This is a genomic window from Actinophytocola oryzae (genome assembly GCF_004364325.1).
Classification (GTDB): domain Bacteria; phylum Actinomycetota; class Actinomycetes; order Mycobacteriales; family Pseudonocardiaceae; genus Actinophytocola; species Actinophytocola oryzae.
The window spans coordinates 78,393-100,291 of sequence record NZ_SOCP01000019.1 but is presented as its reverse complement, the minus strand read 5'-3'; the positions used below and the strand labels follow the sequence as shown (position 1 = coordinate 100,291).

The window sequence follows — 21,899 nt, the reverse complement described above, 5'->3', positions numbered from 1 at the left end:
GGCCCTGAACGTGTTCAAAATCCTACGCCGGGCCGGTTTCCACCGCCCGGATCGCGGGCATGATGGACAGGTGATCGAGGACTATCGCCCCGGCTCGTTCCTCCTGACCTCGCCCCGGCGGGCGCTGCTGGCGACCGGCGAACGCCAGGTCGTCACCGACCCCGACCCCGACGAGCTGGCCAAGCGCGTCACCAAGCTCCTGGTCGACTCCCCCGTGCCGGTCGCGGTCGGCGCCCTGCCGTTCGACGACCAGGCCGCCCCGCACATCGTGCTCCCGGACACCGCACGCTGGTCCGGGCCGCTGCCCGCCTACCCGCGCGCCCCGGTCGGCGCCGCCGTCTCGGTCGAGCCGGTGCCCTCCCGTGCCGGCTACGCCAGAGCCGTGGCCTGCGCCGTCGACTCCCTGCGGGCCGGTGAGCTGCGCAAGGTGGTGCTCGCCCGCTCGCTGCGGCTGACGATGGCCGCGCCGGTCGACGTCCGCACGCTGCTGGCCAACCTCGTGTCCGACAACGCGGCGGGCTTCACCTACGCCGTCGACCTCCCCGCCACGACCGGCCGCCGCACGCTCGTGGGCGCGACCCCCGAGATGCTGCTGTCCCGCACCGGCACCACGGTCGTCGCGAACCCGCTGGCCGGCTCGATCCCGCGTGACCAGGACCCGGACAAGGACCGGGCGAACGGCGAGGCCCTGCTCGCCTCGGTCAAGGACCACGAGGAGCACCGGGTAGTCGTGGAGGCCGTCGCCGACGCGCTCGCGCCGTTCTGCCGGTCGCTCGACGTGCCGGAGAAGCCGTCACTGATCAGCACGACGGCCGTCTGGCACCTGTCCACCCGCATCACCGGCGAGCTGCTCGACCCGGGTGTCACGTCGTTGCGGCTGGCCAGCGCCCTGCACCCGACCCCGGCCGTCTGCGGGACGCCCGTGTCAGCGGCCCGCGCGACGATCACCGCGCTCGAGCCGTTCGGCCGCGGCTTCTACGCGGGTGCGATCGGCTGGTGCGACGCCGACGGCGACGGCGAGTGGGTCGTGGGCATCCGCTGCGGCGAGCTGGTCGAGCCGGTGACCGGCCCGTCCACCATGACGCTGTACTCGGGCGCGGGCATCATGCCCGCCTCGGTACCGGACCTCGAGGTCACCGAGACCTCGGCGAAGTTCCAGACGCTGCTCCGCGCGATGGGGCTGCACCTCGACCTGACCTGAGGGTGCGCCCACCAGCGGCTCTTACATCACCTAGAGTTGTGTCCCAGTCGACTACTGGGGCGGTATGCGTCGAGAGGTCCACCGGAGAACCCTGCTGCGCACGGCGGCGCTGGCGCCGCTCGCGGGGCTCGTCGGTGGCTGCGGCGAGCTGGCCGCCGTCGCGGGTCTCGGTGACGACGTGCGGGTCGCGGTCAGCTGGAGTGCCGCGGAGCTGGCGGCCTTCGCGCACGTGCTCGACGGCCGGGGCGTCCGCGACTACGAGCTGATCCCCCTCGGCGACGACATCGGCGCCGCGCTCAACGCCCGCACCGCGGGCCGCCCGGACGTCGTCGCCGTGCCGCAGGTCGGGCACGTCACCGCCAACCTCGACCACGTCGCGCCGCTGCCGGACGGCGTCTGGCACGACGAGTACGAGCGCATCTGGCCGGCCGCGTCGGCGGACGGCCGCCACTACGCGCTGCCGTTCAAGCTCGCCAACGTCTCGGTCGTCTGGTACCGCGCGGACCTCGGCATCACGCCCCCGACGACGTGGGAGGACTGGCTCGAGCTGAACGAGGAGCTGATCGACCGCGGCGTGACACCGCTCGCGCTCGGCGGCGCGGACGGCTGGGTGCTGGCGCAGTTCTTCGAGAACGTCCTCCTGCGCACCTACCCGGAGACGTTCGACGAGCTGGCCGCCCGGCGCGACCCGAAGCTCTGGGACGGCACCGAGGTGTTCGAGGCGTTCGAGATGGTCGCCACCATGTGGGGCAGGCCGGCGGTGCTGTCCGGCGGGGCAGGCAACTCGCTCGTGCGGCAGTTCCCGGACGCCGTGCTGGAGATGTGCCGCTACGGGCGGGCGGCCATGGTGCCCGCACCGGACTTCGCCGAGTCGGTCATCCGCCGGTTCGCCCCCGACCCCGACGCGTTCGACACCTTCACCTTCCCGCCAGGCAACGGCGGCGACCCGCCGCTGGCCGTGTCCTCGGACCTGCTGGTGCTGACCAGGCCCGCGAGCGGCCCCGCGCAGGACCTCATCCGCTACCTCGCCACGCCGGACGCGCCGGTGCCGTGGATCCGGGAGACGGGTGGGTTCATCGCGGCCAACCCGCACACCTCCTTCCGCTACTACAGCCCGACCCTGGAGCGGCTCGCGACGGAGCTTCGTGAGCACGACATCCGCTTCGGGCTCGCGGACCAGCTCGGCAGGCTCGGCGGCAGTGAGGGGCTCCAGCGCGTCCTGCAGAACCTGTTACGTGGCACGGCGGCGGGCACCACGCCGTCGGTGAGCGCCCGTGCGGCCTGCCGGGCCATGGTCGACGCGGCACGCAGGACCGGGTCGTGAACGTCGAGACGAGGGACGGTCTGGTCCTCGAGGTCGCAGGCCGGGAGCTGACCGACGGGCTCGTGGTCGCGCAGCCGCACCGGCGCCGCGACCAGTACCTCTACGCCGTGCCCGCGGTACTGCTGATCGCGTTGCTCGTCGTCCCGATGGTGTGGACCTTCGGGTGGGCGCTGGACGCGGACGTGCCGGTGGTCGGCAACTTCCGGGCGCTGTTCACCGACCCCGTCGCGCTGCGGTCCGCGTGGCACAGCCTCCTGTGGGTGGGGATCGCGCTCGTGTTGATCGGGTTCGGCTACTGCGTCGCCGTGCTGAGCAGGCAGCTCGGCAGGCTGTGGCGGGTCCTGCTCTACGTGCTGATCCTGCCGTTCGGGGTGTCCGCGGTGGTGTCCGGCGCGGTGTTCCGGCTGATCTTCGACCCGACCCCCGAGCGGGGCATGGCGACCGCGTTGTTCGGCGGCAACGTCACCTGGCTCGGGCCGGACCTGATCTGGTGGGTGCTCGCGTCGGCGTTCGCCTGGTCCTGGCTGGGCTTCATCGTCGTGCTGTTCCGCGCGGGCCTCGACTCGGCGGGTGGCGCCACGTTCCGGCTGTGGCGGTTCGTGCTGCCGAAGGCCGGTTCGGTCACGGCCATCGTCGTGCTGACCGTGCTGGTGGCCGCGATCCGCGTGTTCGACCTGGTGCTGATCGTCGCGCCGGGGTCCATCCAGGACGACGTGGACATCGTCGGCCTGCACTGGTGGCGGATGACCCTGCGCTCGGCGGACACCGGCGGCCCCTCGGCACTCGCCGTGCTGCTCTTCGCCGTGGTCGCGGTGCTGAGCCTCGCGGGCATGCGTGCCATGCGGCGCGGCGACGGCGCGAAGGCGGTCCCGCTGTCCATCGAGTCCATCGACGACAGCAGGCCCGCGCGGTGGTGGAGCTGGCCGCTCGTCGGCGGTGTCGGTCTGCTGTGGATCATGCCGGTGCTCGTGCTGGTGCTGACCGCCTTCCACAGCCCCGAGTCCGCAGGCTCGGTCGGCTGGTGGCGGTTCGACCCGTTCAGCCTCGACTCGTTCGCCGCGACCGGCGCCACCTGGCTGTGGCCCGCGGTCGCGGGCAGCTTCCTCATCGCGGGGCTCGCGGCGGCGCTGGTGCTCGTCGCGGCCGTCCCACTGGCCTACCTGCTGACGTGGGTGGCACCCAGGCGGCTCGCGCGGGTGGTGACGGGGCTGCTCGCGATCCTCGCGGTGGCGCCGGTGCAGATGTACGTCGGCCCGCTCCGCGCCGTGTTCACCGACCTCGGGCTGGCCGGCGGGCGGGCGCCGCTCGCGCTCGTGCACGCGGCGGCGGGCCTGCCGTTCGCGACCCTGGTGCTGCGCACGGCCTTCCTCGCCGCACCCGCCCGCGACGGAAGGCCGGCGCTGGACGGAATGTGGCGGCGCGGGCCGTACCGGACGGCGCTGATCGCCGCGGGTGTGCTCGAGTTCGTGCTGGTGTGGAACGACTTCATCGTAGGCTTCCTGATCAGCGGGTCCGGTTCCGGCCCGCTGACACGGCTGCCCTGGGGTGAGGCGCGGCAGTTCGGCACGTCCGCGGGCACGGTCGCGGCGGCTGCTGTCGTCTCCGCGGTGGTGCCGGTCGTGCTGCTGCTCGCGACGTGGCGCAGGGTCGTGGTCGGGCTCACCGGGGGGATCGGCAGGTGAACAGGTCGGATCGCGAGTGGTTCCGGCGGCTGCCGGTCCTGATGATCGCCGTGGTGACCTGGTTCGTGGTCACGGTGTCCGGTGAGCTGATCGGCAACCAGGCCAACGACACCACGGCGGGCCGGACCGTCGGCCACTACCTGCTGCTGACCGCACTCGTCGTCGCGCCGCTGTTCCTGCTGTTGTGGGGCGGGATGGAGGTGTGGGAGCGCCGTCGCCGCCGCAGTGCGATCGCCGTCGACGAGACCCCGCCGCCACCCCGCCTGTTCGCCCCGCCGACCTGGCACGAGCCGGTCGCGTTGCGCGGCAGGCGGGTCGAGGTCGAGCGGGCCGTGGAGTCGTTGCGGAACAACGGGATCGTGGCGGTCGTCGGTGACCGCGACGTCGGCACGTCGGCCGTCGGACAGGCGGTCGCGCAGGAGCTGATCGACGACGACGGCGTGGATCCCCTCGCCACCACCAGGTTCGACCTGCGCAGCCGGTCGGCGAGTGCCCCGGACGACGCCCTCACGACAGCGGGCAGGCTCGTCTCGGTGTTCGGCATCGACGAGCCCGCCGACGAGGCGGCACTGCCTGGCGTCGCACGGGAGCTGGCCGGGGTGTTCCACGCGTCGGACGGAACCCTGTTGCTGGACAACGTGAACACGCCCGAGCAGGTGGCGTGGCTCGTCGACGCGTGGCCGTCGGGCGGGCCCCGGCTCGTGCTCGTCGGCGAGACCGTGCTCGAGGAACTGGTGCCCCACAGCGTGGTCAGGGTCGACGCCATGTCCGTAGAGGACATGCGGGAGCTGTGGCGGGTGGCACGCAACGCACCGCCCCCGCGCTGGTACCGGCGTTTCACGCGTGCGCCCGAGCCGGACCGCGACCTCGACGAGCTGCTGGCCGCGTGCCTCGGGCGGCCCCGCGCGGTGAAGGCGCTCGCCGCGGAGATCAGCAGGCCGGGCAGCACCGTCCAGTTCACGCACCTGCTCGACGAGCTGCGCGGGGAGGGCCCGGCCACCGGCACGTTCGAGCGGGTGTGGCGGGCCATCCTCGCGAACGTGCGTGCCGGGCTGTCGCCGGAGGCCGTGTGGTTGCTCTCGGCGCTCGCGAGCCTGCCGGTGACCGGGCTGAGCAAGGGCGCCGTCGCCGCGATGCTGGGTGTCAGCGACCCGGACGCGTTGGACGAGCTGCGGGCCCGCAACCTCGTCGACCTGGTGGACGGGCGCTACCGCCTGCCGCAGGAGTACCGGCGGGCCATCGAGGGCACGACCTCCGACGAGGAGCGCGGTGAGGTCGCCGCCCGTGCCCTGCCTGCCCTGCTCGGGTTCTACCGGACCTTCGCGGAGCTGTGGGTGACCCGGCTGGAGACCGATCCCAAGGGCGCGCGGCAGTGGTTCGAGGAGTCGGAGCCGTCGTTCCGCCCGCTGTACGCGGCGACCTACCGCGGTGAGGACCTGCTGCGGTCGGTGCTCGACGACCTGTGCGTCATCGCGGACGCCCTGGCCCGCTGGTACGTCCGCGCCGGGCTGCCGACGAACCTGCTGACCGTGCACCGGGGCCTGCACGACCTCGCGGTGACCGCGGGCTGGCTGGACATCGCCGCGCACGCCGCCATCCGCCAGGCCACCGCGCACCGGATGGCGGGCGCCCACGGCGCGCCGCACCGCTTCGGCGACGCGGTGAAAGAGCTGGACAACGCACGTTCCTACCTCGAGCAGGTGCAGAACCAGCGGGTGCGTGCCGAGCTGGACGTGCGGGAGCGCTCGGAGCGGGCGCTGGTCGCGATCGACCGGGGCACCGGGCTCTCCGACGCCTTCACCGACATCGCCGACCTGCACGTGGCATCGCCGTCGGTGCTGGTCAACCTCGGGGTGCTGCACCTTGGACGCGGCGACCTGTCGGACGCGGCGTGGCACCTGCTGCGTGCGGAGACCCTGGCCCAGGAGGCGGGTGACCACGGCGCGTGGGCGCACAGCCTCGAGCTGCTCGGCGTCGTGCTGTCGCACTGGCGGCTCGTCGACGCCGTGCGGCTGTGGCAGCTCGCGCGGACGACGTTCAACCGCATCGGCGAGAAGCAGGGCGAGGCCCGGTGCCTGCAGCACCTGGCGTCCGCCGCGCTGGTGGACTCGCGTGCGGCCGGTCAGCTGCTGTGGGGCGACCCGGAGCCGGTGGCGGAGCGGGAGGCGGCCCGTGTCGCGCTGACCCACCTGCTGGAGGCGAGGTCGCTGCGGCCACGCCAGCAGACCCCGCTGGCCGACCACTACCGCCTGGTGGCGGTGCGCCGCCTAGCCGAGTGAGGTGATCAGCTCCCCGGCCTCGTGCTCGTCGACCTTGGGCGCGGAGTCGGAGAAGACCGCTATGCAGGCGCGGTAACCGGGCCCCCGGTCCAGGTCGGCCATGCGCACGGCCGTGATGTCCACCTCTGTGGTCTCGGACGCGGTGACGCGGGGCGGCTCGTCGTGCGCGGCGAGGGTCAGCTTGCTCATCACGACCCACATGCCCTTGCCGGTGGCCTTCAGCACGGCCTCCTTGCGGGCCCAGTAGGTGAAGAAGGCGCCACGCCGCTCCTCCTCCGGGATCGACTTGAACGTCGTCAGCTCCGGCGGGGAGAAGCAGATCCCGGCCAGGCCGTCGACCTCCGCGTCCCGCACCTCCTCGACGTCGACGCCGACGGACGCGCCGTCGGTCATGGCCAGCACCACCCACTCGCCGGAGTGCGAGATCGACACCTCGAGCGTCGAACCGACGACCTGTGGCTTGCCGTGCGGCTTGCCGCACTCGAAGCAGGAGCTGTCCAGCACGACCTCGCCGGGCGCGATGCCGAGCTCCCGGGACACCACGCCGCGGATGAGTGCGCGGCCGGTCAGGAACCGCAGCTTGTCGGCCTCCCTGCGATATCCCGCGTAGCGCCCGCGCTCCACCTCGTCGAGCAGCTCGAAGAGAGCAGGAGTCCCCGCGGCCGGGTGGGCCCACCACACGTCGCATCGCATTCCTGAATCATGCCGTAACGATGCTCCAGATGGGCCTTGTGTTCGGGTTACTGTCCGGTAATTTGACGCCCATCGTCTACACCTCGACGAGGAGGTCCGGTGCGTCGCGTTGTCGGCTTCGTCCTGCTGGGACTGGGGGTCTTCGCGGTGGCGCTCGGTCTGCTGCTGCGGTTCTACGCCTTCCCGCAACTCGCCAAGGTCCCACTGGACAACGAGACGCTCTCGGTCGCCGAGGGTGTCGACATCACCGCGCTCGTGGTCGAGTCGGAGGACGGCGTCCCGGTGCCGGAGGTCCGCGACCACCTCAGCCTGAAGTCGACGACCTATGTGACCGGTGACCTGACCAAACCGGAGGTCAGGTCCGACGGCGACGTCGCCGTGTACGTGGAGGCGATCAGGACCGAGGACCAGGCGAGCCACATCGTCGTCAACGCCTCGGTGCGGTCGCTGTGCTTCGACCGCCACACCGGCGAGGCCGTCGCGCCGTGCGAGGGCCAGTACATCGAGACGCAGCAGGGCGAGCGGGAGACCGCGAACCGCAACACCGTGCAGCAGCCCGGCCTCTCGTTCAAGTTCCCGTTCGGCGCCGAGCAGCACGACTACGGGTTCTACGACCTGCAGGTGCGCAAGGCGGTCACCGCGAAGTTCGACGGCGAGGACACCGTCCAGGGCCTCGACACCTACCGGTACGTCATGCAGGTGGGCAACACCAAGATCGGTGAACGCGAGGTGCCCGGCTCGCTGGTCGGCCTGCCCGAGGAGCCGCTGGTCAAGGCTTCCCTGTACTACACGGGCAAACGAACGCTGTGGGTCGAGCCGGTGACCGGGGTCATCGTGCTCGGGCAGCAGGAGATGACACAGGAGCTCGTCCCGCCGGGTGAGAAGCCGGGCGACGGCACCGTGGTGTTCGACGGCACGCTGCGGCTCAACGACGCGACGGTCAACGACAACGTCGGCAAGGCCAACGACGCCATGGGGCAGATCAGGCTGCTCACGACGTGGCCGATCTTCATGTGGATCGGCGGTGCGGTGCTGGCGCTCGCCGGTCTCGCCATGCTGTTCCTGCGTCGGGGCGCCGACGGGTCCGGCCCGGTCGACGGGTCGCCGCCCCGGCACCGGCAACCCGTCGGCGCGTCCGGCTGAGGGTTCAGCGTTTCCGGAGTACCAGAACCAGGTTCCAGGAGGCGAGCTCACGCAGGACCGGCACCCGGACAATCCAGGTCGCCCACCACGGGTGATATCTGGGCAGCGCCCGGACGAGAACCGCGTCACTGGTTCCGCGTGCCCACCGGAGTGCTTTTCCGATGGTGAGCACGAACAGGCTCTCGCCGAATTTGTTCTTCGGCTCGTGTCCTTTTTCTCGAATATACCTCTGTCGTGCGTAACGGCCACCGAGAAAATGCCACGGCGCCGTCTCGTGGCCGCCCCACGGGGAGAACCACGGCGTGAACGACGCGAACACGGTGCCGCCCGGCCTCGTCACCCTGACCATCTCGTCGAGCATCCGGACCGGGTCGGCGACGTGCTCCAGGACGTTCGAGGAGTAGCAGATGTCCACTGAACCGGTGCGTATGGGCAGCTCAGTGCCGCTGGCGCGGATCATGCCGGCCGGTAGGTCGCCCCGGGCGGACAGCTCGCCGACGTCGGGGTCGATGCCGACATAACGGGCGCCGGCCGCCCGGAAGGCGTCGGCGAAGTAGCCGGGCCCGCCGCCGACGTCGAGAATGGTTGCGCCGTTCAGCGGCACGTACTCCGATATCTGGCGGACGGAGTCGGCGGCGAGAACCCCGTAGAAGTGGTCCGGGTCCGTCTGTTCCTTCAGAAATGCGCGGAACAGTTGGACCGAACGGTCGACGGTATTGGTCCGACCTACCATCGAGGGGTGTCTTTTCCGTGAATTTTCTGATCCACTGTACCGATCGGTAACCTTCCCGCTGGAGCATTCGTGAGTCGTCCAACGGTACTGCTCGTGAACTGGCGCGACACCCGGCATCCGGAGGGTGGCGGCTCGGAACGCTACGTCGAGCGCATGGCGGAGGGTCTGGCGCGGCGTGGCTTCGGCGTGACGGTCCAGTGCGCGGCGCACCCCAACGCCCCGGCGGACGAGGTGGTCGACGGCGTGCGGTTCCGCAGGCGTGGCGGGCGGTTCTCGGTGTACGTGTACGCGTTGGTGGCCATCGCGCGCGCACGTGTGGACCTGGTGATCGACGTGCAGAACGGGGTGCCGTTCTTCTCGCGGCTCGTCGCGCGCTGCCCGGTGCTGGTGCTGGTGCACCACGTCCACCGTGAGCAGTGGCGGGCAGTGCTCGGCCCCGTGCTCGGCAGGCTCGGCTGGTTCGTGGAGTCGAGGCTGGCGCCGCGGCTGTACCGCCGCTGCCGCTACCTGACGGTCTCCGAGGTGACCAGGGCGGAGCTGGCCCGGCTCGGCGTGTCGTCGAGTCGGACCACGGTGGTGCACAACGGTTTGGACCCCGTTCCGCTCACCAGGGCGGGCAGGGACGCGGACCCGACGCTGGTGCTGGTCGGCAGGCTGGTGCCGCACAAGCAGGTGGAGCACGCCATCGACGCGGTGGCCCGGCTGTCGACCCGCTGGCCGAAGCTGCGCCTCGAGGTGGTCGGCGATGGCTGGTGGCTCGCGAACCTGCGTGCACACGCGCTGCTGCGGGACGTGCGGGACCGGGTGACGCTGCACGGCTGGGTGGACGAGCAGGACAAGCACGAGATCATCGCGCGCTCGTGGCTGCACGTCTGCCCTTCCGTGAAGGAGGGCTGGGGCGTCGCCATCATGGAGGCGGCGGCACACGGTGTTCCCTCGGTCGCCTACCGGGCCGCCGGCGGTGTCGCAGAGTCCATAGTGGATGGTGAGACGGGCCTGCTGGCCACGGACTTCGACGACTTCGTCCGCAAGGTCGACCGCCTGCTGCGTGACGAGGAGCTGCGTGAGTCGATGGGTGTGGTCGGGCAGCTCCGGGCGGCCGGGTTCGACTGGGACCGGAGCGTCGACGCGTTCGAGAAGGCCGTCAGGGCGTCGATCCGTAGTTGACCGAGTCGGCCGAGCCGCCGCGCATGTTGTTGGGGGACGCGGGGTTCTCGAGGTTGACGCTCTTGTCCGGCGCGGACGCGTTCGACACCGCGAACGTGACACCGGTGGCGGCCGCGACCGCGACCAGCACTGTGGCGACGACGCCGATCAGCTTGCCCACGGGCTCACTCCTGTCCGCGACGATGCAGGGCTGTCAATCTACCGGTCGGTAACGCCAGCCACAACAAGCTGAACAGGATCAACGAACCCGCGGCGACGAAGGCGACGAGTACGGGCGCGACCGGTGGGCCATCCGGTGGATCGCCGACTGGTCCGCCGACCCGGTACAGGTCGAGCCAGCGCCCCCGGTAGACCGGTTCGAGCCCGGCGGTGTCGACGTGGCTGGGTGTCCCGCGTTCGACGAGCACCCAGCCGATCCCGAGCCTGCCGAGCGGCTCTCCCCGTCGCACGGCCGCGGCGCGGGGATCCTCGCCCGCGAGGGCACGTCCGTTCACGTAGAGCGTGTCGTCGACGACGGTCGACCGGGGCAGGAAACGCGGCGCGGGGTCGAGCTGTGTGCGGTCGGCGTTCCAGCCGAACTGCCGGAACGCCCCGAAGGGCATGGTCACGACGTCTCCCACACGATCGTCACGCGCCAGGATGTCCCGCACGGCGGCCCAGTCGGCCGGGTACTCGACGGGGTGCAGCCGTCCCCAGGCGCCGAACGCGAAGTCGGGCAGGAGGAGCACCGGCACCGCGACGGCCGCGGCAAGTACGGCCTTCCGGTTGAGTCTCCCGACGGCCATGGCCACCCCGAGCGCGGCGGGAAGCGCCCACCAGGCAACCCACTTCTGGGAGTCCCGGAGCAGGCCGCCACCCGGCACGTTGGCGACGGTCCAGCCGAGCAGCTCGCCGCCGCCCGGCACGGTGGGGAGCGCGGCCAGCAGGACCCCGAACGCTCCGAGCAGGGTGATCCGCCGCGCCCACCTCTCCCGGATCTCCCGCAACCCGAGCAGTGCCACCGCGACCGTGAGAACGGTGACGACGGGCAGCACGGGGTTGCCCCGGCTGCCCGGCACGACCTCCGCGTTCCAGATCCCACCCAGCCCGAGAACGCTGAGCACGGGTCCGCCCCAGGTCTCGCCGCGCGCGGCGAACGCGGCCACGCCGTCCTCAGTGGACAGGGAGTTGGCCGTGTGCGACAGGGCGGCCACGAGCCACGGCGCGTTGAGCACGAGTGCGACGGGTACGGTGACCCTGAGCCGCCGCGTGCCGCCACCCACGATCGCCGCCCCGGCAACGAGAATCCCGCCGGTGGGCGTGAGGATCCCCGGCACACAGGCGAGAACGAGCCTGGCGGTGCCGCTCCGCGAGGCCGTCACGACCCAGGGGAGGGCGGCGTAGGCGAGCAGGTAGGGCCAGTGCCCCATGACCAGCCGCTCGGCGAGGTAGGCGGTCCAGCCGTAGGAGACGGCCGCGACGACCCGCACCCCGATCGCCTCGGACGGCACGAGCCGGGCGGCGCCGAGGGGCCCGGCGAAGAGCGCGCCGAACAGCAGCACCTGCTGGACGAGGTCGCCAGGCACGAGTGAGGTCACGGCCGCCATGACGGCGTCGGCGGGGACGGACCTCGGCAGGGCCGACCCGAGCCCGAAGGCGTCGGCCAGGAGGAACTGCCGGGGCGTGAACACCATGTCGTAGGTGAGGACGAACCCGCGCCCCAGGAGCGGCCCGAGCACGAGCAGGGCCATGCCGAGACACACACCAGGCACGACCAACACCCGCGGGTTCACGTCCGAGATCCCACCACACGCCGGCCTCGGAACCCAGCTCTCGTGCGACGCCTCGGTTACAGTCCCGGCGTGACCGCGGGCGTTCCCACCAGTACGAAGGTGTCCGCGCTGCTCGTGTCGGCAGGCATCGGCGGCAACCAGCTCGCCTCCTACCTGCTCAACGTCCTCGCCGCGCGGCTGCTCGTGCCCTCGGCCTTCGGCGAGCTCGGGTCATTGCTCGCCGTGCTGGTCATCGGCTCCGTGCCCGCCATGGGAATGCAGACCGTCACCGCGCTGCGGGTCGCCAGGCGGGACAGCGCGGGCGAGCTGGTAGCACTCGGGCTGGTCACCGCGGGCGCGATCACGGTCGTCGCACTCGCGGTCTCGCCGCTGCTGGTCGTGTTGTTGCACCTCGGGTCGCCGGTCCCGGCGGTGTTCGTCGCCGTCGCGCTCGCCGGGGTCACGTTCACCGGCCTGTGTTACGGCATCCTCCAGGGGCGGCACCGGTTCACCGCGCTCGCCGCGTTGCTGCTCACCGACGCCGTCGTCCGGATCGGGGGCACGCTCGCCGGGCTGCTGGTCACCGGCACGGCCACCGGGGCGCTGGCAGGCACGGCGATCGGCGCCGCGGTCGTCGCCACGGCCGGGTGGGTGGTCTGCGGGCGGCCCCGGCCACGCGGGCACGGGAAGGCGCACGTCAGCGAGGTCCTGCACGCCGTGAGCGCCATGCTCGCGCTCGTCCTCCTCGTCAACCTCGACCTCGTGCTCGCCCGGCATTACCTGCCCGCGCACGAGGCAGGCGAGTACGCGGTCGGCGCGATCGTCGCCAAGATCGCCTACTGGCTGCCGCAGGCCGTGGCCATCCTCGTGCTGCCGCGCCTCGCCAGTGAGCGGGGGCGGCGGCGGATGGTGCCGATCGCGCTCGCCGTGTGCGCGGCGCTCGACCTGGTGGTCGTCGCCGGGAGCGCGGTCATGGGGCCGACCGTCGTGAGTGTCGTCGGCGGCGCGGACTACGCCGCGAGCCCCATCCCGGTGTGGCCGTTCGCGCTGGTCGGGTCGGCCCTGTCGCTGGTCCAGATACTGCTGTACTCCCGCATCGCGGGCAACGACCGGTGGTCAACGCTGCTGATCTGGGGCGCGGTCGCGGTCGAGGTCGTCCTCGTCACCGGCCGGCTCCACGGAGCCCTCACGCAGGTCGTCACCGCCGCCGTCGTCGCCACCGGGACGCTCGTGTGCGCGAGTGCCGTGGTCGAGCTTCGCTCGCGGCGCGAACCACTCCACGCACCCGGCGACGACCGAGGCCACGGCGAGTAGCAGCAACGCCTGCGCGACGGGTCCGTGCGCCCACTCCTGCCCGTTCCGCAGCACGCGGCCACTCACCGCGACCAGACAGGCGAGCCCGGCCGCTCCGACCGCCACCCACCGCGGTGCCGGCGGCCACAACGCCCTGACCAGCAGACACGCGATCAGCAACACGGCGGGCAGCATCCCCCCGAGCACCGCGAGGAGTACCACCAGCACGACCGGCACCCACCGCTCGCCCCCGGCCTGGACAGAGACCCGCGCACGGCGCCGAGTCGGGATCAGCAGCGACAGGACCAGAGCGGCCGCGGCCAGACCGCCGACCAGCAGGCCGGTCCGGTACTCACCGTCCGGGGCGAAGTCCAGCGTCACCGTCCCGCCCCTGCCTGCCGGGACGAGCCACGCCTGCTGCCAGCCGTCCACCCGGACCCGCCGCAGCTCCTCGCCGTTCAGGTGCGCGACCCAGCCGGGGTTCGCGTTCTCCGGGACGGACAGCACCGCCGCCGAACCCGCGCCCACCTCGACGCTCCGGTGCGTCACGTCCCAGGTCGTCGCCCTCGTGGCGCGGGTCGTCGGGCGGTCGGCGTCACCCGAGAGCAGCCACAGGTCCTGCACCACGAACGACGGCGACCGCGAGGTCGCCACCTCGTGCCGTCCCGACGGCAGGTCCAGCCCGCCGGTCAGGTCCTCGCAGGTCCGGAACCCGAGTGGCCGGTGTGCCAGGTAGTCCGCGAGCGAACCCGACACCGACGTCGCATAGGTGACGCCGTCGACCGTGACGGCAGGGCCCTGTCCACACGGGACGGTGAACGTCCTCGGCGGCGCAGGCAGGTCCATGCCGAGCAGGCGCAGCTCGTCCAGTGCGGGCGAACCGCCGATCAGCCGGACCTCGATCGAGCCGGTCGTCAGCGAGAAGCGGGCCACGCCGTCGTGGACGGGCACGGTCTGGACGCCTTGCGGGACCGTGATCTCCACGTCCGTCGGCAGCCTGGCGCCGGTCAGCCGCAGGCCGGTCAGTGCCCGAGGGGTGCCCCACGACAACCGCAGCGTCGGCCGCAGGTCCTGGACGTCCGGTCGCCAGGCCGACGACGGGTTCCCGTCCACCGAGGAGAGCGCACCAGCCGTCGGGTCGCCCGCCAGCTGGGAAGAGGCCGACACCGTGACTCCCGGCAGCGACACCGGGTTCTCGCCGCCGAGTGCCGGCAGCACCGTGCCGGACAGGCGGTAGTTCGCGGCGGACGTCGTCGCGAACAGGCGCCGCACGCCGCCGGGCTCCTCACCCGCCCGTGTCAGACCGGCGTCACAGACCCCGCCGACGCACGCGTACCTCGGCTGCGAGCCCCGCGTGAACACGTACTCCGCCCGCTGGTTCATCGCCGGGGTCGCGTCAGGGGGCGTCGTCAGCATCCGTTGTGGTGTCACGCCGGGGATCGTCAGCTCCGAGACGCCGACGTTGCCGTTGTCGCGGTCGGCCGCCACCGACAGGACCGTCACCCGCACTCGGCTCGTCACGCCTTTCGGCAGGGGAAAGCGTTGCGGTGCGGGCCCGGTCGCGACCTCGCTCTCGACCGAGCCCGCGTCGGTCGTCAGCCGGATCCTCGTGACCGGCCAGCCGACCCTGATGTCGTCCACTATGGACATGTCGACATACGGCACCGTGCGAGGCGTGTCCAGCTCCACCTCCAGCCACTGACCCGCCGGGCCGGTGAAGCTCGACGAGCGCCACGACGTCAGCGGATCCCCGTCCACGGCGGCGAAAGGCAGTCCCGACGGGTCGCTCCCGCCGACCGCGTCGGCGAAGGCGACCGACGTCGACGCCGTCACCCCGCGCACGCCGCGGTAGGCCGCCGTCGTGAGGTGCCCGGTCCCGTCGAACGGCAGCACGTCCGTCGACGGGCGGTCCTGCCGGGGCGCCTCGTCCGGCGCCAGCGTCTGGCTCAGGTTGTCCCGCACCCGCCCGATGTTCCGCTCGCGGTGCCGCAGGCCGTCCGTGACCAGCCAGTCCCGTGAGTCCGCCAGCCCGCCGTCACCCGCGAGCACGGTCGGCGTGGACGCGCCGAGCGCACCGGACTCGAGCAGCGGCAACAGCGACTCCGGTCCGCCACTGACCGTCGCCACGTCCGAGGTGGACACCGCGGACACCAGCGCCGCGGAGCGGCCGACCGAGTAGATCTCCAGCGGCCCGAACGTCGCCACCCGCGTGACCCCGGTCGACCTCGCGAGGCCGGCACGGATGACCTCGACGGGCGGCGCGTCCGTCGCCGTGCGGTCGATGTCGTTGCGCAACAACAGGAAGCGGTAGCCGCCGCGGTTCAGGAAACCGGCCAGCGCGGGCGAGCCCCGGCCGTCGGACAGCACGTCCTCGACCGCGTCCATCAGCCGCGTGTTGCCCTCGGAACCCAGCGGCACCTGACTGCGCACCCCCCACGGTGACTCGGCGAGCGCCTGTGCGGGCTCGTCGATCGTGCGGCCCCACGTGTACTCGCCGAAACCCGTGCCGGGCAACAACAGCGTGCGGGCGTGTCCGTCCTGGTCGGACAACCAGGTCATCGCCGAGTGCCAGTAGCCGGGCACCTCGGTCCAGCCGGGACCTGGCCGCAGCGTGAACAGCCACGCGGGCGCGGCCGTCAACGCCACCAGCAGCACGCCGATCGCGAGACGTGCCCGCACCGCGACCACCGGCGTCGCCGCCCGCGCGAGGCCGGGCAGGCGCCCGGTGAGGGCGTGGGTGAACGCGAGCATCAGCGGCAGGCGGAGCACCGGCTCGAACTTGTGCACGTTCCGGAACGGCGCGAGCGGCCCGTCCAGCAGGGTCCTGACCACGGTGGAGAACGGGCTGTCGAGCACGCCGACGTAGCCGATCGTCAGCAGCACGAGGCCCGTCACCGTCGCCAGCACGAGGAACCGCCGCTCGGGCAGCCGGTGGCGCGCGAGCCCGTAGAGCCCGATGGCCGCGACCATGCCCGTCGCCAGCATCAGCAGCGGGTTGTCGATCAGCATGAACCCCGACGGCCACCACGGCGTGCCCTCGACGACGTAGGCCACCCACTGGTTGGTGCCGCGCAGCACCTCGAACAGCGACATCGGCGCGGTCGTGTTCGTCGCGGACTCGATGTAGTTCAGGAACGGCATGCTGTACTCGCCGAGCAGCAGCAGCGGCAGGATCCACCACAGGCACACGGCGGCGACCGAGCCGACCCACCACGACACCAGCGCGACGTGCTCGCGTGTCCACCGGCGGGTCACGAGCCACAGTCCCGGCAGCACCAGTGCCATGAGGACCACCGAGGCGTTGATGCCGCCCATGCAGAGCACGGCCAGTGCCGACAACCCGGCCGCGCGTCGCGTCGAGCCGATCCGGTTGGCCCTGACCAGCGGTAACAACACCCAGGGCAGCAGTGCCGCAGGCAGCATCTCCGACGACAGCGGCCCGATCTCGGTGAGCATGCGGGGTGCGACGGCGTACCCGAGCGCACCGGCGAACCGCGCGGGCTCCGAGCCGACGTTCAGCGCACGGGCGAGGGCGAGCATGCCGCCGAACGCCACGCACAGCAGCAGCGCGCACCAGAGCCGCTGTGTCACCCAGGGCGGCAGCCCGAGCAGCTGCCCGCCCGCGAAGAACGGACCCATCGGGAACAGGTAGCCGTACGCCTGGTTCTGCAGCTCGCCCGCGGTCGCCTCGGGGTTCCACAGGTGCAGCGCGCGGCCGAGGAACGCGAGCGGGTCGACGACGAGGTCCAGCTTGGTGTCGAACGTCGTGCGGCCGGGCCGCTGGAGGAACGAGACCACCGTCAGTAGTGCCATGACCCACGCGGCCGGGTTGCGCGGCCAGGTCCGAACGGTGGCTAACATCCGTCGCATCCTAGGGCTAATGTGCCCTGGTGCCAGGAGGTACGACAATCGGTTTCGAGTCGGCGTGGGAGTCGGTGCGGGCGGTGCCCGGCTGGCTCACCGAGGGACAGGCCCGCATGCTGTGGGACGCCGTGTGCCGCCTGCCTGCCGGTGCGACGGTCGTCGAGATCGGCAGCCACCAGGGCCGGTCCACGATCGTCCTCGGCCACGCGGCGCGGACGATCGGCGCTCGCGTGGTCGCCGTGGACGCCTTCGTCGACGGCAGGCTGTTCGGCGGCGCGTCCACCCGCGCACGCTTCGAGGCGAACATCGCCGCGGCGGGCCTGACCGACGTGGTGGAGCTGGTCGTGGGCTTCTCGACCCGGTTGCGGCCGACGTGGACACGGCCGTTCGACCTGCTCTACGTCGACGGCAAGCACGACTACTGGACCTACGTGGACGACCTGCGCTGGTCGGCGCACCTGCCGTCCGGCGGGGAGATCCTCGTGCACGACTGCTTCTCGTCGATCGGGGTCACCTCGGGCACGGTGGCGAAGGTGCTCTGCGGGTCCCGTTACTCCTATGTGGACAGATCACGGTCGCTGGCCCGTTTCACCGTGCGCAGGCCGGGTTTGGCGGACCGGTGGCGGGTCGTGGCGCAGCTGCCGTGGTTCGCGGGCAACGTGGCGCTGAAGGTGTTGCTGCGCCTGAGGTTGCGGCCGGTAGCGCGGTTGTTCGGACACCGGGGTTCCTACGACCCGTTCTAGCCCTTCGGCAGGCCGACCGTGACGTCGGTGACGCACAACGGCTGCAGGTTCAGGTTCCTGGCCACCTCGACGTGCGTGTAGGTGCCGCTGACGACCACGTACAGCACGTGCAGGCCGCTGCGGAACTGGACGGGCACGCGGGTGTCGCCGACGGTGACCGTGCCGTCGCCGGTGTCGCCCGTGTAGTAGCCGAGCCGGAGGATGCGGCGACCGGTGACCGGGCTGGTCAGGGGGATGCGAACGGGTTGCTCGTCGACGAGGTGGCCGCAGTCCGGGGCGGGGCCGCGCTCGCCGAGGACCTCGTCGGTCAGTTCGGTGACCGGCTGCGCGTGGCCGGTGTCGTCGAGCTGGTACAGCGCCTCGGCCGGCCGGTCGAACCGCGGTTTCTCCGGCACGAGCCCGACGACACGCGAGCTGAAGTTGTCGTAGATGAACCAGTCGAGAATGATGCCGTTGGGCACGGTCGTGTCGTACAGGACGATGTGTGGTTGGTCGGTGAGCGCCTGTCGTGCGTTGGCCACGTAGTCGCGGGCCTGCCGGAAGACCAGACCGGGCGCGAGGGTGAGAAAACTGACGACACTGGCCGCGACCAGCAGGGCCGTGACCCCGACCATGGGCCACCTCCCGGCACGTCTGCCCTGGAACGCGAAGGCCGCGCACAGCACCGCGACGGGCACGGCGTCGGCGACGTAGCGGGGATCGGTGCCGATGAGCGGGCCGACGACCGAGAGCCGCGTGACCGCGACGAGCGCGAGGTCGACGGCGAGGTAGGCCGCGAGGAAGAGCCAGGGCTTCTTGCGGCTGAGGAGGACGAGCACGAGCGTGACGACCAGGGCGCCGACGCGGACCGCGAGCGGTGGTGTGGTCCAGGTGGCGCCCCCACCGGGCGAGGCGAACGGTCCGCCGAGCAGGCCCGGCAGGAAGACGTGGACCACCGCGTTGCTCGCGAACTCGGCGACATCGTCGGCACGCACGGGTTCCTGACCGATCTGGTCGGCCGTGAGTCCGAAGTAGAGGATCAGGTAGCCGAAGACGAGCACGAGGTGGGTGGCCCACACCCGCCAGTGCCTGACGAGCGCCTCGGCCGGTTTCTCGCCCCCGAGCACGGTGACGGCGAAGAGGATCCCGGCGAAGAGCGCGGCCTTCTCGTAGAAGAGCATCCCGACGAGGGTCCAGGCGATCGCGTTGGCCGCACGCGTTCCCGTCTCGAGGTAGCGGAGGTGCGCGAGCAGGGCCGCGGCCATGGTGGCGAGCAGGGGGAGCAGCTGCATCCCGTAGGCCCACCAGAGAGTGGGGTGCAGGACGAGAGGTGAGGCACTGAGGACGGCGAGAGCGGGGAGAAGCCCCCAGCGGTGGCCGAAGAGCCTGGTCAGGACGCGCCAGAAGAGCCAGAGCGTGACACCGTGCAGGGCCAGCAGGGGAATCGTGGCCACGGCGTAGTTGAGTGGCGCGATCGCGGTCTCGACCCACGCGACGAGGAACGTGCCTGGCGCGAGGTGCCCGTTGTAGTCCTGGAAGAGGTACCCGAAGTCGAGCGGGTCGGCGTGCGCCGCGTGGTAGGTGATGACGAAGTCGTCCTGCCCGAAGTACCCGTGCAGGGCGTACCAGGCATGTACGAGAAACGGCACCGCGGCGGTGAGCAGCGCCGCCACCCGCAGCTGGGACGCCACGGGATCCCGACCCCGAAGATGCCGCCGCCGGGCGGTCGCGACAACGGCCAACGCAGCTCCCGACATCCTCGAACAGGACCTTGCCAACTTATCGCCGGGCCGCCCGTTCCGTTACGCGACAGCCAGGTGCGCAGGGCGAAGCGTCAGAACCCGCGAAAGACGCCGTCGTCCCCGACGGACCCCGTGAAGTCCGCCCAGTCCATGTTCGCGATGTTGATGTTGTTCTCCACACTCCACAGTGCGAAGGGCACGACCCGGAACGACCTGTACTCGGCCTGGTCGTCGTCACTGGTCGGGAGTACCCAGACGGCCAGGACGGGGTGCTCGACACTGGTGAGGGTCGTCTCGTCCGCGAGGAACGAGACAGTTGCCCCGCCTGGCTGCATCTCCTTCAGCGCCTCGGCGTCGAGCCCCTCGAACGCCGGGTCGTCCACCAGGGTGACGTAGGCCAGGAAGCCGTCCTCGTTGGGGGTACCCACTTCCAGGACAAGCGTCTCCCACGCGTCGTCGTCACCGAACCAGGTACGGACGAGAACGGACTCGCGGGGCAACGTGGTCATGCGTGCACGCTACTGTGCCGCGACGCGGGGACTCTGTCCCGGCTCGCGGTGGATCACGACCTCGCGGCCCCCGCCCGGCTGGGTCAGCTGCCCGGTTTCGCCGTGCACTTCGGGGGTTGGCAGAGGGTGCGGGACAGCGCCGCGTAGAAGATGTCGCCGATCTTCGTCGGGTCCGGGGTGGTGAAGGCCTGACCACCCGTCGCGCCTGAGATCGCCTGTAGCTCGTCGACGTCGATGTCCGGACCGATGCCGATGCCGACGATGAGGATCGGGCGGCGCGGGTCCTGTAACTTCGCCAGCTCCGCCAGCAACGACTCCCGGCTGATGCTGTTCGGGTCCTCGTTCTTGCCGTCCGTCAGCACGATCACCACGTTGATACGGCCGGCCTCGTAGTTCTGCCGCGCCGACTGGTACGCCGCCAACACGCTGTCGTACAACCCGGTCGCGCCGTTCGGCAGGGCCTGCACCGTCTGCAGCTTCTCCAGACCGCCGTTCGCCGCCTGCTCGCTGATGGGCAGTACCGGCAGGAACTCGCGGTAGTCCTTGTCGCCGTCCAGCTTCGTCGAGAACAGCCACACGCCGATCTTGGTGCTCGGCTTCATCAGTCCGATGCCCAGCCCCGCCGCCTTCAGGGTGACCGCCAGGCGGTTGGCGTTCGTACCCGGCACCGGCTCCGCCATCGAGCCGGACACGTCCAGCAGGATCTGTACCCGCCCACTCAGGTTGACGCCCGCCCACACGTTCAGCAGGTCGTCCACGTCGGTGGCCTGCGGGATCTCCGCGGGGGTGACCTTCGCCGTCGAGGTCAGGTCCGCGCCGCCCCTGCTGCGGAGCATCTCGCCGTCGGGGGTCCTGAAGCCCGCGTCCGACAGGGCGTCGGCCGTGTCCTGCTGCATCAGCGTGGTCAGGAAGTCCTCGGCCGCCTCCCGCTTCTGGGCCTGCGCCTCTGGTAAGACCACGTACGGGTAGTCCAGCGCGGGCACCGGCGGGTCCGCGTACGCCGCCACCAGCGGCGTGCCCCCGCGCGCGTTGTTGCGCAGTACCGCGTTCTCCGACACCGGGAAGCCGTCCAGCGGCGATTCCTCCGAGCCGTTGCCCGGCAAGCGGTCGAACAGGCCGCTGACCGACGACGACACGTTCGGTGTCAGGCGGCGTAACTCCGTGGTCAACGCGGTGGCCGGGTCCGGCGCGGCCTTGGTCTGGTCGCGGACACCGAACAGCAGCGACACCCCGACCGGCTCCTGGGCCGGGTCCGGCAGGCCGATCTTCAGCGACGAGCCGAGCACGTCACCCCAGGTCGGCTGCTTCGCGGGCCAGCCGAGCTGCGTCGCCGCGTCCTCGGTCACCGCGAGCACCACCGGCGAGCTGGCCACCGACGTGCCCGTGACCGGGACGCCCGACGCGCCGCGGGCCTGCGCGCGCTGTAACCAGATCGTCGACTCCGGTATCCACACGTCCGGCGGCTCGGTGCCGTCGGACACGACCAGTGACTCGGCCGTCGCCTCGGAGTCGGTGTCCGTGACGCGGACCTCGTAGCACTTGTCCTCTTTGGACACCTCACGTGCCGTGCGGCTGATCACCGGGGCGATGTCCGGCGAGGCCGTCACGTTGAGTGTCGTCGTGGTGTCGCAACTCGACGCACGCAACTTGTCGGCAAGGAAGTCGAAGGTGAACCAGCCGACCAGGGCGAGCACGAGCAACGCGGACAGCGCGATCACCGGCGACCTGCCCCGCCACCCACGAGCCTTGACGGAGGAGTGCCGACCCATGGCAGTCAACCTCCCAAGCTGGCGGGT

The 21,899-nt window shown here is 71.5% G+C and carries 15 protein-coding genes and 1 pseudogene; 8 read left to right on the top strand and 8 right to left on the bottom strand.

Features of this window, described 5'->3' with window-relative positions; genetic code table 11:
• Positions 1–70 precede the first annotated feature (70 nt).
• The 4 genes from CLV71_RS37010 to CLV71_RS36995 all read left to right on the top strand — a co-directional run bounded on the left by CLV71_RS37010 (position 71) and on the right by CLV71_RS36995 (position 6,486).
• Positions 71–1,201 carry an isochorismate synthase gene (locus tag CLV71_RS37010; RefSeq protein WP_243867116.1) on the top strand — a complete coding sequence of 377 codons (1,131 nt, stop codon included), beginning with the start codon at positions 71–73 and terminating at the stop codon, positions 1,199–1,201.
• Between the two features lie 64 nt (positions 1,202–1,265).
• Positions 1,266–2,525, top strand: a complete 1,260-nt coding sequence (locus tag CLV71_RS37005; protein ID WP_133907568.1) for an ABC transporter substrate-binding protein — start codon at positions 1,266–1,268, stop codon at positions 2,523–2,525.
• Positions 2,522–4,207, top strand: a complete 1,686-nt coding sequence (locus CLV71_RS37000; protein ID WP_133907567.1) for a sugar ABC transporter permease — start codon at positions 2,522–2,524, stop codon at positions 4,205–4,207. Before CLV71_RS37005 ends, CLV71_RS37000 begins: the two co-directional genes overlap by 4 nt.
• Positions 4,204–6,486, top strand: a complete 2,283-nt coding sequence (locus tag CLV71_RS36995; protein WP_133907566.1) for a hypothetical protein — start codon at positions 4,204–4,206, stop codon at positions 6,484–6,486. Before CLV71_RS37000 ends, CLV71_RS36995 begins: the two co-directional genes overlap by 4 nt.
• Here CLV71_RS36995 and CLV71_RS36990 read toward each other — a convergent pair.
• Entirely contained in the window at positions 6,475–7,179 is a 705-nt protein-coding gene (locus CLV71_RS36990; protein WP_133907565.1) for a 4'-phosphopantetheinyl transferase family protein, read from the bottom strand. The genes CLV71_RS36995 and CLV71_RS36990 overlap by 12 nt on opposite strands.
• Positions 7,180–7,278: 99 nt before the next feature.
• On the opposite strand from CLV71_RS36990, the gene pgfA reads away from it, so the two are divergent.
• Positions 7,279–8,322 (top strand): cell envelope lipid trafficking protein PgfA, encoded by a 1,044-nt coding sequence (gene pgfA / locus CLV71_RS36985; protein ID WP_133907564.1) that lies wholly within the window; start codon positions 7,279–7,281, stop codon positions 8,320–8,322.
• Positions 8,323–8,326: 4 nt separating this feature from the next.
• On the opposite strand, the gene CLV71_RS36980 is transcribed toward pgfA, so the two are convergent.
• Positions 8,327–9,055 (bottom strand): class I SAM-dependent methyltransferase, encoded by a 729-nt coding sequence (locus tag CLV71_RS36980; protein WP_133907563.1) that lies wholly within the window; start codon positions 9,053–9,055, stop codon positions 8,327–8,329.
• Positions 9,056–9,148: 93 nt separating this feature from the next.
• On the opposite strand from CLV71_RS36980, the gene CLV71_RS36975 reads away from it, so the two are divergent.
• Entirely contained in the window at positions 9,149–10,222 is a 1,074-nt protein-coding gene (locus CLV71_RS36975) for a glycosyltransferase family 4 protein (RefSeq protein WP_243867114.1), read from the top strand.
• On the opposite strand, the gene CLV71_RS36970 is transcribed toward CLV71_RS36975, so the two are convergent.
• Together CLV71_RS36970 and CLV71_RS36965 are read right to left on the bottom strand one after the other, a co-directional pair.
• The gene (locus tag CLV71_RS36970; protein WP_133907562.1) at positions 10,200–10,382 is read right to left on the bottom strand and encodes a hypothetical protein; all 183 of its coding nucleotides are present in this window, start codon (positions 10,380–10,382) and stop codon (positions 10,200–10,202) included. The two genes, CLV71_RS36975 and CLV71_RS36970, sit on opposite strands and share 23 nt — an antisense overlap.
• A gap of 4 nt (positions 10,383–10,386) precedes the next feature.
• The gene (locus CLV71_RS36965) at positions 10,387–11,973 is read right to left on the bottom strand and encodes an MmpA family trehalose lipid delivery protein (RefSeq protein ID WP_133907561.1); all 1,587 of its coding nucleotides are present in this window, start codon (positions 11,971–11,973) and stop codon (positions 10,387–10,389) included.
• Positions 11,974–12,063: 90 nt separating this feature from the next.
• Here CLV71_RS36965 and CLV71_RS49750 point away from each other — a divergent pair, with 90 nt between their 5' ends.
• Complete coding sequence (locus tag CLV71_RS49750; protein WP_243867112.1) at positions 12,064–13,287, top strand: lipopolysaccharide biosynthesis protein; 1,224 nt, start codon at positions 12,064–12,066, stop codon at positions 13,285–13,287.
• Between the two features lie 1,413 nt (positions 13,288–14,700).
• Here the strand turns inward: CLV71_RS49750 and CLV71_RS49745 are convergent.
• Positions 14,701–17,079: pseudogene (locus CLV71_RS49745) on the bottom strand (alpha-(1->3)-arabinofuranosyltransferase); the annotation flags it as partial.
• Positions 17,080–17,156: 77 nt separating this feature from the next.
• On the opposite strand from CLV71_RS49745, the gene CLV71_RS36955 reads away from it, so the two are divergent.
• Complete coding sequence (locus tag CLV71_RS36955) at positions 17,157–17,873, top strand: class I SAM-dependent methyltransferase (protein WP_243867111.1); 717 nt, start codon at positions 17,157–17,159, stop codon at positions 17,871–17,873.
• Here CLV71_RS36955 and CLV71_RS36950 read toward each other — a convergent pair.
• From CLV71_RS36950 to CLV71_RS36940, 3 genes are all read right to left on the bottom strand, one after another.
• Complete coding sequence (locus CLV71_RS36950) at positions 17,870–19,543, bottom strand: hypothetical protein (protein WP_133907559.1); 1,674 nt, start codon at positions 19,541–19,543, stop codon at positions 17,870–17,872. The genes CLV71_RS36955 and CLV71_RS36950 overlap by 4 nt on opposite strands.
• Before the next feature lie 143 nt (positions 19,544–19,686).
• Entirely contained in the window at positions 19,687–20,103 is a 417-nt protein-coding gene (locus tag CLV71_RS36945) for a DUF6924 domain-containing protein (RefSeq protein WP_133907558.1), read from the bottom strand.
• A gap of 83 nt (positions 20,104–20,186) precedes the next feature.
• Complete coding sequence (locus CLV71_RS36940; RefSeq protein WP_133907557.1) at positions 20,187–21,872, bottom strand: substrate-binding and VWA domain-containing protein; 1,686 nt, start codon at positions 21,870–21,872, stop codon at positions 20,187–20,189.
• Positions 21,873–21,899 lie beyond the last annotated feature (27 nt).

Bases quoted from the DNA above. Each gene is read 5' to 3' on its own strand.
- CLV71_RS37005 (WP_133907568.1), top strand. From the start codon at position 1,266: ATGCGTCGAGAGGTCCACCGGAGAACCCTGCTGCGCACGGCGGCGCTG.
- CLV71_RS36990 (WP_133907565.1), bottom strand. From the start codon at position 7,179: ATGCGATGCGACGTGTGGTGGGCCCACCCGGCCGCGGGGACTCCTGCT.
- CLV71_RS36980 (WP_133907563.1), bottom strand. From the start codon at position 9,055: ATGGTAGGTCGGACCAATACCGTCGACCGTTCGGTCCAACTGTTCCGC.
- CLV71_RS36945 (WP_133907558.1), bottom strand. From the start codon at position 20,103: ATGACCACGTTGCCCCGCGAGTCCGTTCTCGTCCGTACCTGGTTCGGT.
- CLV71_RS36940 (WP_133907557.1), bottom strand. From the start codon at position 21,872: ATGGGTCGGCACTCCTCCGTCAAGGCTCGTGGGTGGCGGGGCAGGTCG.